Source organism: Albidovulum sediminis (genome assembly GCF_025380365.1).
GTDB lineage: Bacteria > Pseudomonadota > Alphaproteobacteria > Rhodobacterales > Rhodobacteraceae > Albidovulum > Albidovulum sediminis.
On sequence record NZ_JAOCQF010000003.1, the window covers coordinates 261967 to 277630 of the forward strand.

Below are 15664 nucleotides of genomic sequence, written 5' to 3' on the forward strand. Positions count from 1 at the left end.
ATGTCATGTACACTGTCATCGGAACCGCCAAAAGCCGTGCCGCCCGCGTGCTTTGGATGCTGGAAGAACTGGGCGTGCCGTTCGAGCATGTCGCCGCGTCCCCGCGGTCAGAAGGGGTGGTGGAGTTCAACCCGGCCGGCAAGATCCCGGTCCTGATCGAGGACGGCACCCCGATCACAGATTCCACCGCGATCATCCAGTATCTTGCCGACAAGCACGGACAGTTCACCCATCCCGCCGGAACGCTCGACCGGGCGCGGCAGGACAGCCTGACCCAATTCCTGCTCGACGAGTTTGACGCCGCGCTCTGGATGGCGGCACGCCACAGCTTCATCCTGCCCGAGGAACTGCGCCAGTCCGCGATCAAGGATTCGCTCAAGTGGGAGTTCGAGCGCAGCCAGAAGACCTTGATGCACCGGATGGGCGAAGGCCCATTCCTGATGGGAGAGGTGATGACGGTGCCCGACATCATCCTGACCCATTGCGGAAACTGGGCGCTGACCGCGCGCTTCCCGATCGTGGAGCACAAGCTGTCGACCTATCTCGACCGGATGCGCGAGCGGCCGGCGTTCAAGCGGGCGATGGCGCGCTGATCACAGCACCGGGCGGGCCTTCGGACCGCCGAACCAGCCGCCCGCCGCCGCCTCATAGGCCAGCCCTGCCCGGAAGACATCCGCGTCGGCATAGGTGCGCCCGACCAGCTGAATCCCGGTCGGCACACCATTCGCAGCTCGCCCGGACGGCACCGACAGCACGGGACAGCGGCTGAGCATGTTGAAGGGCGTCGTCATCACCCAGCCCAGCATGGGATTGACCACCTTGCCGTTGATCTTCACCGTTCCGCCGTGCTGATTGAAGTCGGCCGGCACCGAAGGAACCGCCGTCGTCGGGCAGATCAACAGATCGTAACGCTCCAGCAGCGGTCCCAGCGTGGCATACATCCGCCCCGCAACCTCGAGGCTTTGGACGAAGTCGATGGCGCGCGACTGCAACCCGGCCTCGGCAAAGGCACGGGCGTAGTCCGTCATCTCGTCCCCGTGTTCCGCCAGAAGCTGACCGAGGTAGGCCCCGAAGATGTGGCGGAGGTAGGTGAGCCCGGCGTCGAGTGCATCCGATGGCCAGCCCAGATCGACCTCCTCCACTGTTGCGCCAAGATCGCGGAACACGTCCAGCGCGGCGCGCGTGTTCGCCTGCACCTCGCGGTCGACCTCGAACAGGCCGAGGTCCATGGAGAACGCGATCTTCCAGCCCTTGATGGGGCGCATCTCCATGGGCAGCCGCAGGCGCGGCCTGAGGCTTGCGATGTCCCCCGGATGGGGGCCGGCCATGACGTTCTGCAACAGGATCGTATCGCGCACCGTGCGCGCCATCGGCCCGTTATGGCAGTAGAAGTCGAGGTTGAAGGGCGGATCCTCGGGGTTGCGGCCGTAAGGCGGCTTGTAGCCCACGGTTCCCGTCATCGACGCCGGAATGCGGATCGACCCGCCGATGTCGGACCCCGTGGCAAGAGTCGCCGAGCCAGCAGCGAGCGCCGCACCCGATCCACCCGAAGACCCGCCGGGGGTGAAGGCAGGGTTCCAGGGGTTGCGCGTCACCCCCCAAAGCCGCGACCAGCAATAGCCCGCGCAGGAAAACTCCGGCGTCGCGGTGCGCGCGTGCACGATCGCGCCCGCCCGCAGGATGCGGTCGTTGACCGGCGAGGTGTGGTCGGCCACATGATCCTTCAGGATCAGCGAGCCGTTCGAGGTCGGCTTCCCCTTGATGAAGCTTTCGTCCTTGATCGCGACGGGCAGCCCCTCCAGCGGCCGGACACGCCCGCCCCTGGCATAGCGCCCCTCGGCCTTGCGGGCCTCGTCCATCGCCTCGTCGAAATGGCGGAAGGTGATCGCGTTGAGGCCCGGTTCGGTCGCCTCGGCGCGGGCGATCACAGCGCGCATCAGTTCGACGGGCGACAGCGACCTGTCGCGGAACCTTGCCAACGCCTCGGTTGCCGGCATGTAGCAAAGATCTTCGTCGCGCATGGTGCTGTCCTCCCTCTCCGCCCTGCGGGCCACGCTAGATCAAGGCATGGCCGGGCGTCTACGGTGCCGTTGAGCCACGATTCGGAGAATCGCGTGACCAATGCCTTTGCCGACCTGCACGCCGCCTGTGCGCCCCTTGGCGCGCGCCTCTTCACCGTGACGGTCCACGACCCGGCCGCGCGGCTTTTCCGGCGCGTCTACACCTCTCATCCGGCGGACTATCCGGTGTCCGGGACCAAGCCCATGGGCGACGACGCCTGGACCCGGCACGTGATCGGTGGGGGTCGGAGCTTCGTCGCCAACACGACTGCGGAGTTTGCGCCGTTGTTCCCCGATCATGCGCAGATCAACGCGCTTGGCTGCCACTCCGCACTCAACATCCCGCTATTCGACGATGCGGGCGCGGTGGTCGGCACCGTCAACATCCTGCACGACGAAGGACATTTCACCCCAGATCGCGTCGCCGCTTTCGAGGCGCTGGCGATGCGCCACCGTCCCGCGCTTCTGGCCGCTGTCGCCACGACGGATCTGACGACCGGCTAGGGGCGCGCCGCGTGACGGCCGGCCCAGAGCCCCGTCGCCAGACACCCCGTCAGCAGATAGCCCCCCGTCGGAGCCTCCCAGTCGAGCATCTCGCCGCAGGCGAAGACGCCGGGCAGGGCCTTCAGTTCCAGCGCCTCCGTCAGGCTTTCGCGCCGGATGCCACCCGCGGACGAGATCGCCTCGGCAATCGGGCGGGGGCCTTCGTGGCGCACCGGCAGCGCCTTCAGAAGTTGCGCCATCGCGTCCCCCTCAGGCAGGGGGCGCGCCCATTCCATCACCAGCGCGATCTTCACCGGATCGAGCGCCAGCGCCTTGCGCAGGCGATTGGCAACGCTGTCCTTGCCTTTCGTCCGGGCAAGCCGCGCCGAGACCTCGGACGCGGCGACATCGGGCAGCAGGTCCAGCGTCAGGACCGCCCCGTCGCGCACGGCGGCCGAAACGGCATAGACGCCGCCGCCCTCGATCCCGCGCGCGGACACGACGAATTCCCCCCGCACGCGCCGGTCGCCCGCCTGAAGTGCTACACCCTTCACCGGGGTTCCGAAATGCGCCGCCATATGCGCGGACCAGCGCACGCCAAAGCCCATGTTCGCAGGCCGGAATGGTGCGATCCCGACCCCCATTTCCGCCAGCCAGGGCACCCAGGCGGCGTCCGATCCCAGGCGCGGCCAGCTTGCACCGCCCAGCGCCAGGATGGTCCGCGACGGTCGCACCAGCGCCGGGCCCGCGGGCGTCTCGAAGCCGGGATCCGCGCCCTGAAACCCCGACCACCGCCACCGCGTCCGCAGCTCCACCCCCTGCGACGCCAGACGCGCCAGCCAGGCCCGCAGAAGCGGCGAACCTTTCATCGCGACCGGGAACACCCGGCCCGACGTTCCAGTGAAGACCTGCTGGCCCAGCCCGCGCGCCCAGTCCATCACCCGGTCCGGGCCGAAGTCGCGCAGCACCGGTTCGAGCCAGGGCGCGCCGTAGGCGCCCAGGAACTCTGCCGCAGGCTCGTCCTTGGTCAGGTTCAGCCCGGATTTCCCCGCCATCAGGAACTTGCGCGCGGGGCTTGGCCTCGCCTCGGCCACGACGACGCGCCGGCCGGCGTCCGCCAAAGCCCCGGCTGCCATCAGCCCTGCCGGCCCTGCCCCGATCACCAGGGCGTCGATGCGTTCGATCTCTGGCACCTCTGCCCCTTGTCCCGTCCGGCTCCGCATCCCATCCTGTCGCAAGGACCGCCCCCGAGGGCAAGTGGGGAAGCATGACCGGCGCCGATGAAGACCCGATCTGCCCCCTTTGCGGGCGCCCCATCCCGCCGAACGTCCCGCAAAGCCTGCATCACCTCGTGCCCAGGCTCAGGGGTGGAAAGGGGGGCCCGGTCGTGCTTCTGCACCACATCTGCCACCGGGAAATCCATGCCGCGCTCAGCGAGACCGAGATCGCGCGATCCTATGCCACGATCGAGGCTCTGCGGTCCCATCCCCGGATCGCGCGGTTCGTCGAATGGGTGGCCCGCCGACCAACCGCGTTCCGGTCGCGCACGCCCGGCCCGCGGAGGAGGTAGCCGACCCTCAGGCCAGCATCGCCTTGATCGCCGCCACATGGTCGGCCGTCGCACCCCGCGCGTCGGAGGCGAGAGTCTGCGCCGTCGCCATCAGGTCGTCGGCCGCAACGACTTGGTCGACAAGCCCCCAGTCCATCGCCTCTGCCGCCGAGGCCCTGACACCCGCCATCAGGATCATCTTCGCCCGCGCCGGGCCGACGAGGCGCATCAGGCGCGCTGGATCGGACGGCTGCGGCAGGAAGCCGAGCTTCATCACCGGGTAGAAGAACTTCGCCTCCGGCACCGCGAGACGCAGGTCGCAGGCCAGCGCCATGCCGAAGGCGCCGCCGGCGAGCGTGCCGTTGAGCGCCGCGATGGTCAGGCAGGGCAGCGCCGCGATGGCGCCCGACAGCCGTTCCCAGACCGGGCTGGTGGCCAGTCCGGCCCGCGCCTCGTCCAGATCGGCGCCCGCGGAAAAGACCTTGCCCCGGCCGGTCAGGATCAGCGCCCGGGCGCCGTCCCGGCCCGCGCGGTCCGCGATGTCCGCCAGTTCCTCGAGCATCGCCCCGGTCAGCGAATTCGCCTTGTCCGGCCGGTCGATCGTCACCGTCCAGAGCCCCTCCGACATCTCGCATCCGATCAAGACAAATCCTCCCGCGCGGTCTATCGGACTTCGTAAGCGCCTTGCCCTAAAACTGTCCAGAACTTGTGCACGCTATTGACCTTGCCCCGCGCGAGCGGGATGCTGTCGATGACCCTTTCAGCCCCAAAAGGACAATCACATGACACGGTCACAGGGACTTGGCGCCTCTGCCTTGCTTGCCACGCTGTTCTGCTCGACGGCGGTGTGGGCAGACATCACGCCGGAAGAAGTCTGGCAGAACTGGACGGGTCTGGCCGAAAGCTTCGGGCAGACCGTCACGACGATCGCGACCGAGCGTCAGGGCGATACCCTGGTCGTGTCCGGCATCGCCTTCGCCCAGGAAAACCATGGTGTTACCACAAGCATCAGTATCGACGAGGTGCGGCTGCGCGACATGGGCGACGGGCGGGTCGAAGTGACCATGTCTGAGACCGTACCGTTCAAGGCCGAGGGCGCGCCTGAAGGCGGCAAGCCGGTCAACATGAACGCGACGATCACCCAGACCGGCATGTCGGTCATCGCCTCCGGCGCCTCGGACGATGCGACCTACGAATATTCCGCCCCGGCGCTTGCGCTCATGATGCAGGCGACGGGTGACACGGAGAACGCGCCCATCGACATCTCGGTGACGATGGCGGGGGCGACCGGCATCTATCATGTCGTGGGTGACACCAGTCGCACGGGCGAGTCGAGCTTCAACGCCCAGTCGGTCGCCTACAGTTTCTCGGGCCAGGACCCCGCCAATGCGACCGGCTTCAAGTTCGACGGGACGGTCGAAGGGCTGAGCGGCACGGGCGAGTTCAACCTGCCCGCAGGCGTCGACATGGAGAACCTTTCGGCCGCGCTGCAGGCCGGGCTCCGGATGGCCGGATCCTATGGCTATACGAGCGGCGCGGGCCAGTCGACGATCGAAGGGCCCGAGGGCGGCGGCTTCAGCTATACGGGCGGCGCCGGCACGTTGCGCTTCGCGATGTCGAGCGAGGGGCTGAGCTATGGCGGCGACGCGGGCGAGTTGTCGATGTCGATGCAGATGGCGCAGTTCCCGGTGCCCGTCGACGTGAAGTTGGGTCAGTCGGCCTTCGATATGAAGATGCCCGTCACGCCGGGCGAAACGGCGCAGCCCTTCGGCCTTGTGGTCAAACTGGTCGATCTTGAGGTTTCGGAAATGCTGTGGGGGATGTTCGATCCCGGCCAGCAACTTCCGCGCGACCCTGCCACGCTGATCGTGGATGTGTCGGGCGACGGGACGCTGGGCGTCGACATTTTCGACCCGGCCCAAGCCGAAACCCTTGCCGATCAGCCCCCCGGAACACTCAACTCCGTCTCCATCAACGAGGTCAGGGTCAGTGCGGTCGGAGCCGAACTGACCGGGTCGGGCGCGGCCACCTTCAACAATGATGGCCCGATGCCGGTTCCGAACGGCGCGGTGGACCTGCGGCTGGTCGGCGCCAACGCGCTGATGCAGAAACTGGTCGCAATGGGCCTTCTGCCAGAGGACCAGATGATGGGCGCGCAGATGATGCTGGGGCTTTTCGCGGTGCCCGACGGCGAGGATGCGCTGGCCTCCAAGATCGAGTTCAAGGACGACGGCACGATCTTTGCCAACGGCCAGCAAATCAAGTGAGGGATTGAATCCGCGGATGACCGCCCGGAGGACTTCGGGCGGTCGTTCCTTGCGCACCGGGTCGCGAAGGATTACCTGCGGTCGAAACACTGGCGGATTGTGATGACGGCATCGACCCTTGCTTCCCTGACCCATCAACTTCTCGAGGCGGCGCAGAAGGCCGGGGCGGATGCCGCCGATGCGATGGCGGTGGAAGGGACCGCCCTGTCCATCGACGTGCGGAAAAGCCGGCTGGAGCAGGCGGAGAGGTCCGAAGGCGTGGAGATAGGGTTGCGCGTGCTTGTCGGCCGCAGGCAGGCCATCGTTTCGGCCTCCGATCTGTCGGAGCGCACGATTGCCGCCATGGCCGAAAGGTCCGTCGCCATGGCGCGCGAGTCGCCGGAGGATCCGACGCTGGGGCTGGCCGATGCGGGGCAACTTGCGCAGGGCTGGGACCTGGCCGCGCTGGAGTTGTGCGACAGCGCCCCTGAACCCCTCCCGTCCGACCTGGAGTCCGACGCCCGCCGGGCCGAGGCGGCCGCGCTTTCCGTGGCAGGCGTCACCCAGATCGATTCAGCCTCGGCAAGCTACAGCCGGCGAAGCGTGCACCTGTCCGCCACGAACGGGTTTTCGGGCGGGTATGAACGCACCTCCCGGTCGATCTCGGCGGTCGCGATCTCCGGCAGCGGGCTGGGCATGGAACGGGACTGGGCCGCGGAAAGCCGCACCTTCCAGTCGGACCTGCCCGACCCCGAAGGCATCGGTCGTCTGGCGGGGGAGCGGGCGGTTGCCCGTTCCGGGGCGCGCAAGCCGAAAACCGGGGCCTTTCCGGTGATCTTCGACGAACGCGTGGCATCCTCGCTGGTTGGTCACCTTCTCGCCGCGGCGAACGGCAGCGCGGTGGTGCGTGGGGCCACCTGGCTCAGGGATGCCCTGGGGGCTCAGGTTCTTCCGAAGGGCCTTTCGATTGTCGAAGACCCTGCACGGCCACGCATCTCTGCATCCCGCCCCTTCGACGGCGAAGGTCTGGCGCCGCGCCGGCGCGCCATCGTCGACGACGGCGTCCTGACGGGATGGACGCTTGACCTTGGCACCGCCCGCAAGCTCGGGCTCGCCTCCACCGCATCGGCGGTCCGTGGCCCCGGCTCGTCGCCGTCCCCCGGTGTCACGAACATCGCCTTGACGCAGGGGACGAAAAGCCGCGACGCCCTTGCCGCCGACATGGGCACCGGCCTTCTTGTCACCTCGATGATAGGATCCTCGATCAACCCTACAACCGGCGACTATTCGCGCGGCGCCTCGGGTTTCTGGGTGGAGCAGGGGCAGATCGCCTATCCGGTGAACGAATGCACGCTTGCCGGCAACCTGCGCGACATGCTGCTGCGCATCGTGCCCGCCAACGACGCGCGGGGGCATCTGTCCTATGTCGTGCCCAGCCTGCTGGTCGAAGGGCTGATGCTGGCCGGAGAGTGATCCCCGGCCGTCACCCCAGCAGACGGCCCAGAACACCGCGACGCGACGCGCTCCGCCGCTCCACGATGAACGCGTGGGACGAGACGTAGCGCGCCGAAGACCGCCACGCCGGAACAAAGCCGCAGGCCGCGAACAGGGTCAGCCAGTCCGAGACGGGCAGGACGTTGAAGTGTGTGGGCTCATCAAAATCGTCCGGAGTGGATGAAAACAGGACACGGTCGCTGATCGCGCAGATATTGGCGATGGCCGTTTCGGCCTGTTCGGGCGGCAGATGCTCCAGAACTTCGATGCAGACCGCGAACTCGTATCGCTCCGCCCCGGAGAAGACCGGGATTGGGTCCACCACGGACTGCACCCAAAGCCGGTCCGCCATGTCGTCCCGCGCGTTCGAGACGGCGTAGGGGGACACGTCCATGCCATAGGCATCGACGCCGCGATCACAAAGAGCCTCGACCAGAAGCCCGAAGGCGCAGCCGATGTCGATCGCGTTTCGGGGCCGGTAACGCCGCACGATCCGGTCGGCCGCGTTGCCGAAGAACGACAGCCAGGGCTCATGCCGGCCATAGGACTCGTATCCTTCCACCGAACAGCCGCTCCGATAATAGGCCGCATCATAAAGCCGGGCGGGATCCCTCCGCGCCAGCTCAACGGTGACATGTTCGCGGGGGGGCAGGTCCGGGGTGCTCATGCGACTTCGACCTCACGATCGGCGGTTCGGTGGACCGGCAGCACGGACGGGCGCAAATACCGTCCAGGGTCCGCCTCAAGCGGTCGGGGCAGCCGATGCGCCACGCCATCGCAGGTCATCACCTCTTCCAGCACGGCGGGCGCCATGCCCTCGGCGAAGCCGCCGGCCAGCAGTTCGGCCCGTTGCAACCGGTACATGGGCTGGCGATCCTTCTTCAGGATCTGCCCCCTCAGCTTGCCCAGCATCAGGAGCGGATGCGCGATCAGCAGGTATTTCCCCATCTTCAGATCCCCGGCCAGCGCCATCACCCGTGTGCGCCACGCGGGATCGGCCGGATCGCCTGCGGCATAGGGCGCCAGTGTCGCGGCGTTGGAGGTATCCACCCGCATCTGATAGCGGACGACCTGCATCAACTCGTCCGGGGTCAGGGATCTCAACGCGATCATCGGGTCGCTGATCAGATAACGATAGCCGATCGAATATCCCCGGGCGCGAAAATGTTCGGTCATGGGGATCTCGCAGCGGCGGATGACCAGGTTCTTGTTGCTGGTCACGAACAGCCCTGCCCAGTAGTTGCGGAAGTCGGAAGTTGCGACCAGCCGCTTGCCGAAGGCGAAGAAGTAGGACTGCAGGTGGCTGCGGTGCCGGTTGACGCGGGCATTCATCACATAGCCGTAAAGGTCGTCATCCGCGCGGCGCATCCGGTCGATCAGGTCGCAGTCCGGGTAGAGCGGAAACCAGATGCTGTCGTTCATTACCAGCACCCTTCCGATCTCCGTGCCATGGTCCAGCAGGTGAAGAATGCCATCGCGATAGCCGCCGAAGTCGTAGCCGTAGTTGGGCCGCTCCATGATCGCGGCACAATGCGGCTTCAGCCGCGCGACATCCTCCGCAGACAGCGGTGCATTCGACACGACAAGCGGCGCGAAGCCCTTTCCGGTGAGATGGCGCAAGGTATGGAACAGCGACCCCGAAAGGCCCTGGGGCTGATAGATCAGCACGACGGCCACATCGCCCGACAGCGCATGGGCCCCGTGATGCAGCCGGATGCGGCGCGCCTTGCGAAAGTCGTGGATCCGGCGCAGCGCAGGCCCGTAGACCAGCCATTGCACCTGGCTGACTTGCAGCGCGACCCGACGGACTTCGCGCTTCAGCTTCCAGAGCGGCATCATCGTTCATGTCTCCGCGATCGGTTTCGGTTCCAGATCGAAAGACTGCGCCCTGACCTGCCCCTGCGGCAAGTCGCCGGGCGCGCCCCGCGCCCGACCCGCCGCCAACCGGCGGGAACCTGCCTTGGCGATGAGGGTCTCCGCCGACGATTCCGGCGGGAAGCCGCGCAGGAACACCCCTGACGCGCGACAGGGACCGCGCTGCGCGGAATGACGCTTGCCGGACAGGCTCCCCGCGTCTGCCCATGACCGGAGGGGTTCAGGCCCGGACCGGCCCGCGGTCAGGTGCCCGGAAGCGGGTCCATCGACGCAATCAGCATCGGATAGTTCCGGTTTTGGAGGTTAGCAGGTCTCACAGCGCCCGTTCGCGCCGCAAACAGACCACATCTCGTTCTACACGCACGGATCTGAAACCGACCGACTCCAGTAGTGTCAGGATTCGGTCGCTGTCCGCACGGTTCTTGGGATATGATTTAGGATGGGTTTCAAGAATAATCAGATCAACTCGCGAAAGCGCTCCTGCTTCGGATTCAACGAGTGCAAGCTCAGCGCCTTCTATGTCGCACACTAAAGCGTATGGTTCACCTGCAATTCGCTCTGCAATTTCTGCGAGCCTTAACGCGGGAACGGTCACGGTTCGCTTCGACCCTTCGCCAACTCGGCTCATATGCGAATTTTGTCCGATGGAAAACGAAACTGACTGTACTCCTGAATAATCGACAGCAGCATTGATTATTTCGGTTCTCGACGGGTCGCTATTCTGCATAGCATTGCGGCTAAGGATGGGTATTAGCGCAGGGTTGGCTTCAACGATGATATGGTGGGCGTCCGGGCCGATGGTCCTTCGGATCAAGGCCGAGACGACACCGAAACAGCCGCCAAGCTCGATCACGTTCGTGCCCGGTCGAAGGAAGTCCCGCACCATGCCAGCCTCTTCTGCCTCGTAGGGGCGCCCCTTGGCGAGAAGATAGGTAATGGCAAGGTCGCGGCCCTCTGGAATGTGAATCGGCACGCCGTGGGGCGCGAAATCCTCGTTGCTGTGACCGAGTTTCCTACGCAGCTTCAAGTACTGCCGCCGCTTGAACTGCTTGAAGCTCATGTTTGCCGCCCCGGTATCGAACTGCCGCCCAGACTTGCATGGACGATCCCACCCAGAAACGCCACCTGCTTCGCGCGCTTGCGCCGCGAGACGAGAACGACCGGCGAGAGAAGTTGCAGCGTCGCCTGGATCAACGCGTGCGTCCGCACCCAAGGCCGGTGATGCTTTCGCGCCGCATAGACGCGAGAGTGGCCCATGTGCCAGGCCTTCAGCGCGGCGATGTCGACACTGCGGGCCGATGAGGAACCGCCAACGTGCTGCACAAGCGCATCGCGGATGAACATCAGCGGCCCGCATTCGGCCTTCAGCCGCAGCGCAAGGTCATCATCCTCGTGGAACAGGAAGATCCCGGGATCGAAGCCGCCGACCTTCTCAAAGTACTTGCGGCGAACGAAGAAAGCCGCACCCGACAGGATCGACACCTCGCGGTCAGCCTCGGGCCAGCCACGCGGCATCCACTCGGCGCGTGGCATCAGATAGCTCTTGCGCTTGAAGAAGGGTGTGCCGTCGCTCTCGGCGATGCGCGGGTTGAACGCGCTTGCCGCCTGGTAACGATCGGCGGCCGCGACCAGACGGTCGAGGGTGTCCGGCATCAGCGCCGCGTCGGGATTGAGGAACAGCAGGAACTCCGTCTTCGCTCCCTCGGCCCCGAGGTTGCAGGCGACACCGAAGCCGAGGTTTCGCGCATTGCGAACCAGACGTACGCCATGCTCAGCGCAGAGCGCCGCCAGCGGTTCCGTGTCATCCGAGGCGTTGTCCGCGATGACGACCGACGCTTCCTTTGGGACCGAACCGAGCAGGCGCGGCAGGACGTGCAGGCTGTTGTAGCTGACCGTTACGACGGTCACGCGCGCGGCGGGGGGCGGTGTCATGCTCTGCCTTACGAATCGAAAGGGCCCGGGCAGTACCCGGGCCCCACTGGATTACGCCTCTTCGGCGCCTTCCTTTTCCTTCTTCTCCGGCACGATCTCGGCGCCGGTTTCCTGGTCGACCATCTTCATGCCGAGCCGGACCTTGCCGCGATCGTCGAAGCCGAGAAGCTTGACCTTCACTTCCTGGCCTTCCTTCAGGATCTCGTTCGGATGGTTCAGGCGCTTGTTGGTGATCTGGGACACGTGCACCAGACCGTCGCGCTTGCCGAAGAAGTTCACGAAGGCGCCGAAGTCGACAAGCTTGACCACCTTGCCGGTGTAAATCTTGCCTTCTTCCGGCTCGGCCACGATCGAATAGATCATGTCGTAGGCCTTCTTGATCGAATCGGCATTGGCCGAGGCGATCTTGATCACGCCGTCGTCGTTGATGTCGACCTTGGCGCCCGACACTTCGACGATCTCGCGGATGACCTTGCCGCCCGAGCCGATCACTTCGCGGATCTTGTCGGTCGGGATGGTCATGGTCTCGATGCGGGGCGCGTGGGCGGAGAACTCCGACCGGCCTTCGGTCAGCGCCTTGGCCATCTCGCCCAGGATGTGCATGCGCCCGTCCTTCGCCTGCGCCAGCGCCTGTTCCATGATCGCCGGCGTGATGCCCGCAACCTTGATGTCCATCTGGAGCGAGGTGATGCCGTTTGCCGTGCCCGCGACCTTGAAGTCCATGTCGCCGAGGTGATCCTCATCGCCGAGGATATCGGTCAGGACCGCCCATTTGCCATCCTCTTCAAGGATCAGGCCCATCGCGACGCCCGCGACCGGCGCCTTCAGCGGCACGCCCGCATCCATCATCGAGAGCGAGGAGCCGCAGACCGTGGCCATCGAGGAGGAGCCGTTCGATTCGGTGATCTCCGACACGACACGGATCGTGTAGGGGAAGTCGGTCGGCGCCGGCAGCACCGCCTGCAGCGCGCGCCAGGCAAGCTTGCCATGGCCGATCTCGCGTCGGCCCGGAGGGCCGAAGCGGCCAACCTCGCCGACCGAATAGGGCGGAAAGTTGTAGTGCAGAAGGAAGTTCGAGCGGAAGTTGCCGTGCAGCGCGTCGATGATCTGCTCATCCTCGCCGGTGCCGAGCGTGGTCACCACGAGGCCCTGCGTCTCGCCGCGGGTGAACAGCGCCGAGCCGTGGGTGCGGGGCAGGATGCCGACCTCGGACACGATCGGGCGCACCGTGCGCGTGTCGCGGCCGTCGATGCGGCGGCCGGCGGTCACGACATCGCCGCGCAGGATCGAGGATTCCAGCTTCTTGATCGCGGAGCCAAGGTTGGCATCCGCCAGATCGTCTTCCGAAAGCGATGCCTTGATCGCGGCAACGGCGGCTGAGATCGCGTTGGTGCGGGCCTGCTTGTCGAGGATCGCGAAGGCGGCGCGCATCTGCGCCTCGCCTGCGGCCTTCACCTTTGCGTACAGATCCGAATAGTCCGGCGGGGTGAAGTCGAACGGCTCCTTCGCGGCGTCTTCCGCGAAGTCGATGATCAGGTCGATGACCGGCTGCATCTGTTCGTGACCGAACTTCACCGCGCCCAGCATCTCGGCCTCCGAAAGCTCATAGGCTTCGGATTCCACCATCATCACCGCGTCCTTGGTGCCCGCGACGACAAGATCAAGCCGCTGCTCGGGGTTCGCGCGCAGGTTGTCCATGTCGGCAACCTCGGGGTTCAGGACGTAGGCGCCGTTCGAGAAGCCCACGCGCGCCGCGCCGATCGGGCCCATGAACGGGACGCCCGAGATGGTCAGCGCCGCCGAGGCCGCGATCATCGCGACGATGTCGGGATCGTTGACAAGGTCGTGGCTCAGCACGGTGCAGATGATCAGCACCTCGTTCTTGAAGCCATCGACGAAGAGCGGGCGGATCGGACGGTCGATCAGGCGCGAGGTCAGCGTTTCCTTCTCCGAAGGACGCCCTTCACGCTTGAAGAAGCCGCCCGGGATCTTGCCGGCGGCATAGGTCTTTTCCTGGTAATGCACGGTCAGGGGGAAGAAGTCCTGGCCAGGCTTCGCCTCCTTGGCGAAGGTCACGTTGGCCATGACGGAGGTCTCGCCCAGCGTGGCGACGACAGAGCCGTCGGCCTGACGCGCGATCTTCCCCGTTTCCAGCGTGAGCGTTTCCTGGCCCCACTGGATCGATTTCTTTGTTACGTTGAACATGTATCGTTTCCTCAAGGGACAGCCCGGCCCTCCGGGTGTCCCGTTCCTATGGCGGCCCCATTGCCGCCGCCCCCAATCCTTCGCATGCGCCCGGGGGCATGGGCTCACGTCACAGATGGACGGGGGCCATACAGGAAAACAGGCTGGTTGGGAAGGGGCGGCTTCGGTCGGCCCGTGGCGCGGCCCGAACCGCGAGGCATCGGGTCCGGGCGACCAAACCCTGAACGCCGCGCGCTGACATCGGGTCGCGGACGCAACGCCTGCTGCGCCAAACGTAAAGTCGCCATGACCCAGCCATCGTGTCGCAGCAACCCGCAAGAGCCGGGGCTCTGCCGATGCCGACCAGACCAAGGATGCCAGCATGTTCCAGATCGGCCTGTCCCTCGCCCAAGCGCCGGTGTCGCGCGCGGCGTCGTCCGCGCCTGACGCCCATGTCTTCGTGGTCGCCGGCGATTCCGTTGCCTCCGGCCGGGCGGCGGAAACGGATGCGGAGGTGTTTCCAGCCGGCGCGCGGCACTGGGCGGCAAGCAACGCCTGGGAACCGGTCGGCAGCCGCCTTCATCACGGCCCGTGGGAAACCGGCGCCGTCGCGCGCCCCGACGCAAGCGCGAACTTCGGCTGGGCACGGGCGTTCGCGAATGCCTACCAGGCCGCCAATCCGGGCGTCATATTGCACCTGATCGGGGTCGCCCGTGCCGGCGCGGGCTTTGCGAACGGCCTGTGGACCCCGGGCGGGGCGGCGTATCAGGCCGCGCTTGGCCGCATCAACGCCGCCCTTTCCGCCGCCCCGGCCAATGCGGTGCTGAAAGGCATCCTGTGGCATCAGGGCGGCGCGGATGCGCAGGATCCGGCGGCCCGCGCGACTTACGAGGCGGCCCTGACTGGCCTTGTCGCAAGCCTGCGCGCCGACGTCGTTGGCGCCGGCCCATCCACCCCTTTCGTCATCGGCGGTCACTTCCCCCTTTCAGCCCAGTATCACGCTGACATCCAGAGCGTCTGCCAGTCACGCCCGAACCGGATCGCCCATACCGGCTACGCCGATCCTTCCACGCCGACGGAAGCCACGCTTTTCGACGGGGTGCACCCGGATGCCGCCGCCAATCAGCGCCTGGGGCAGAGTTATCACCTTGCCCTGCTTCAGGCTGCGGCCAACCCCTCGGTCGCATCGACCGGTGCGATCACGACTGGCGCCATCGGGCACTATCCGCTGCCACGCGCGCTTGTCGCCACGGTCACAGGCGTCGCGCTCGGCTCCCCCGCCAGCGACCGGCTGCTGGTCGTCGCCGTCACGGCCCGGTCCGACACCGCCATCCGCCCGCTTTCCGTATCGGTTGGCGGCCTTCGCATGACGCGCGCGGGCGCGCCTGAAACCGGCGTCAACCATTGCGGTGCCACCCTTTACTATGGTCGCGTTCCGGACGGGACCGCCGCCACCGTCGAGGTCGCCTTCGACGCGCTGAACTACAACGGGCAGGCGGCGATTTCGGTGCTGCCGGTCTATGGCGCAAGGCTGCACCCTGCCAGCGCCAAGGGCTTCGCCATCGCCCGATCGGACTCGGGTACCACCACGCTTTCCGCGCCAATATCGGCAGAACCGGGAGAGTTCGTCTACGCCTTCGCCACCGGCATCTCCAACGCGCTGGCCGCGGCGGTCGTGAACCTGCCGCAGACCCTGTCCAGCCTGGCCGGCAACGCCAAATACGGCATCTACAGCGCCGCGGGCCTTTCGGCCACCAGCGGGCCAATGACCGTGACCTTCAACTTCGACATGAACCTGGTGCGGGCGACCCTTGCCGCCATCGTTCTCAAGCCGTCCTGAT

Annotated in this window: 14 protein-coding genes; 6 read left to right on the top strand and 8 right to left on the bottom strand. The window is 66.4% G+C overall.

Going from position 1 to position 15664, the window contains the following annotated elements; translation table 11 throughout:
* Positions 1-5 precede the first annotated feature (5 nt).
* A complete protein-coding gene (locus N5I32_RS16185) occupies positions 6-593 on the top strand; it encodes a glutathione S-transferase family protein (RefSeq protein ID WP_261496952.1) in 588 nt (195 codons plus the stop codon).
* Here N5I32_RS16185 and N5I32_RS16190 read toward each other — a convergent pair whose 3' ends face one another.
* Positions 594-2021, bottom strand: coding sequence for an amidase (locus tag N5I32_RS16190; RefSeq protein ID WP_261496953.1), 1428 nt, complete (start codon positions 2019-2021; stop codon positions 594-596).
* 93 nt (positions 2022-2114) lie between these two features.
* Between N5I32_RS16190 and N5I32_RS16195 the strand changes: the two genes are divergently transcribed.
* Positions 2115-2564, top strand: coding sequence for a GAF domain-containing protein (locus N5I32_RS16195; protein WP_261496954.1), 450 nt, complete (start codon positions 2115-2117; stop codon positions 2562-2564).
* Here N5I32_RS16195 and N5I32_RS16200 read toward each other — a convergent pair.
* Entirely contained in the window at positions 2561-3718 is a 1158-nt protein-coding gene (locus tag N5I32_RS16200; RefSeq protein ID WP_261497316.1) for a TIGR03862 family flavoprotein, read from the bottom strand. The genes N5I32_RS16195 and N5I32_RS16200 overlap by 4 nt on opposite strands.
* 92 nt (positions 3719-3810) lie before the next feature.
* On the opposite strand from N5I32_RS16200, the gene N5I32_RS16205 reads away from it, so the two are divergent.
* A complete protein-coding gene (locus N5I32_RS16205) occupies positions 3811-4113 on the top strand; it encodes an HNH endonuclease family protein (RefSeq protein WP_261496955.1) in 303 nt (100 codons plus the stop codon).
* Between the two features lie 7 nt (positions 4114-4120).
* Here the strand turns inward: N5I32_RS16205 and N5I32_RS16210 are convergent, their stop codons facing one another.
* Positions 4121-4735, bottom strand: coding sequence for an enoyl-CoA hydratase/isomerase family protein (locus N5I32_RS16210; protein ID WP_439648211.1), 615 nt, complete (start codon positions 4733-4735; stop codon positions 4121-4123).
* A 139-nt stretch (positions 4736-4874) separates the two neighbouring features.
* On the opposite strand from N5I32_RS16210, the gene N5I32_RS16215 reads away from it, so the two are divergent.
* Both N5I32_RS16215 and N5I32_RS16220 read left to right on the top strand, forming a co-directional pair.
* Positions 4875-6359 (top strand): DUF2125 domain-containing protein, encoded by a 1485-nt coding sequence (locus tag N5I32_RS16215; RefSeq protein WP_261496957.1) that lies wholly within the window; start codon positions 4875-4877, stop codon positions 6357-6359.
* A 102-nt stretch (positions 6360-6461) separates the two neighbouring features.
* Positions 6462-7811, top strand: a complete 1350-nt coding sequence (locus N5I32_RS16220) for a TldD/PmbA family protein (RefSeq protein ID WP_261496958.1) — start codon at positions 6462-6464, stop codon at positions 7809-7811.
* A 10-nt stretch (positions 7812-7821) separates the two neighbouring features.
* On the opposite strand, the gene N5I32_RS16225 is transcribed toward N5I32_RS16220, so the two are convergent.
* The 5 genes from N5I32_RS16225 to pnp form a co-directional block, all read right to left on the bottom strand.
* Positions 7822-8499, bottom strand: a complete 678-nt coding sequence (locus tag N5I32_RS16225) for a class I SAM-dependent methyltransferase (protein ID WP_261496959.1) — start codon at positions 8497-8499, stop codon at positions 7822-7824.
* Entirely contained in the window at positions 8496-9671 is a 1176-nt protein-coding gene (locus tag N5I32_RS16230; RefSeq protein WP_261496960.1) for a rhamnan synthesis F family protein, read from the bottom strand. Before N5I32_RS16230 ends, N5I32_RS16225 begins: the two co-directional genes overlap by 4 nt.
* A 349-nt stretch (positions 9672-10020) precedes the next feature.
* Positions 10021-10767 carry an FkbM family methyltransferase gene (locus N5I32_RS16235; protein WP_261496961.1) on the bottom strand — a complete coding sequence of 249 codons (747 nt, stop codon included), beginning with the start codon at positions 10765-10767 and terminating at the stop codon, positions 10021-10023.
* The gene (locus N5I32_RS16240) at positions 10764-11639 is read right to left on the bottom strand and encodes a glycosyltransferase family 2 protein (protein ID WP_261496962.1); all 876 of its coding nucleotides are present in this window, start codon (positions 11637-11639) and stop codon (positions 10764-10766) included. The genes N5I32_RS16235 and N5I32_RS16240 overlap by 4 nt, the downstream gene beginning before the upstream one ends.
* A 51-nt stretch (positions 11640-11690) precedes the next feature.
* A complete protein-coding gene (gene pnp / locus N5I32_RS16245; RefSeq protein ID WP_261496963.1) occupies positions 11691-13844 on the bottom strand; it encodes a polyribonucleotide nucleotidyltransferase in 2154 nt (717 codons plus the stop codon).
* A gap of 361 nt (positions 13845-14205) precedes the next feature.
* Between pnp and N5I32_RS16250 the strand changes: the two genes are divergently transcribed.
* Entirely contained in the window at positions 14206-15663 is a 1458-nt protein-coding gene (locus N5I32_RS16250; RefSeq protein ID WP_261496964.1) for a sialate O-acetylesterase, read from the top strand.
* The last annotated feature ends 1 nt before the right edge of the window (position 15664 follow it).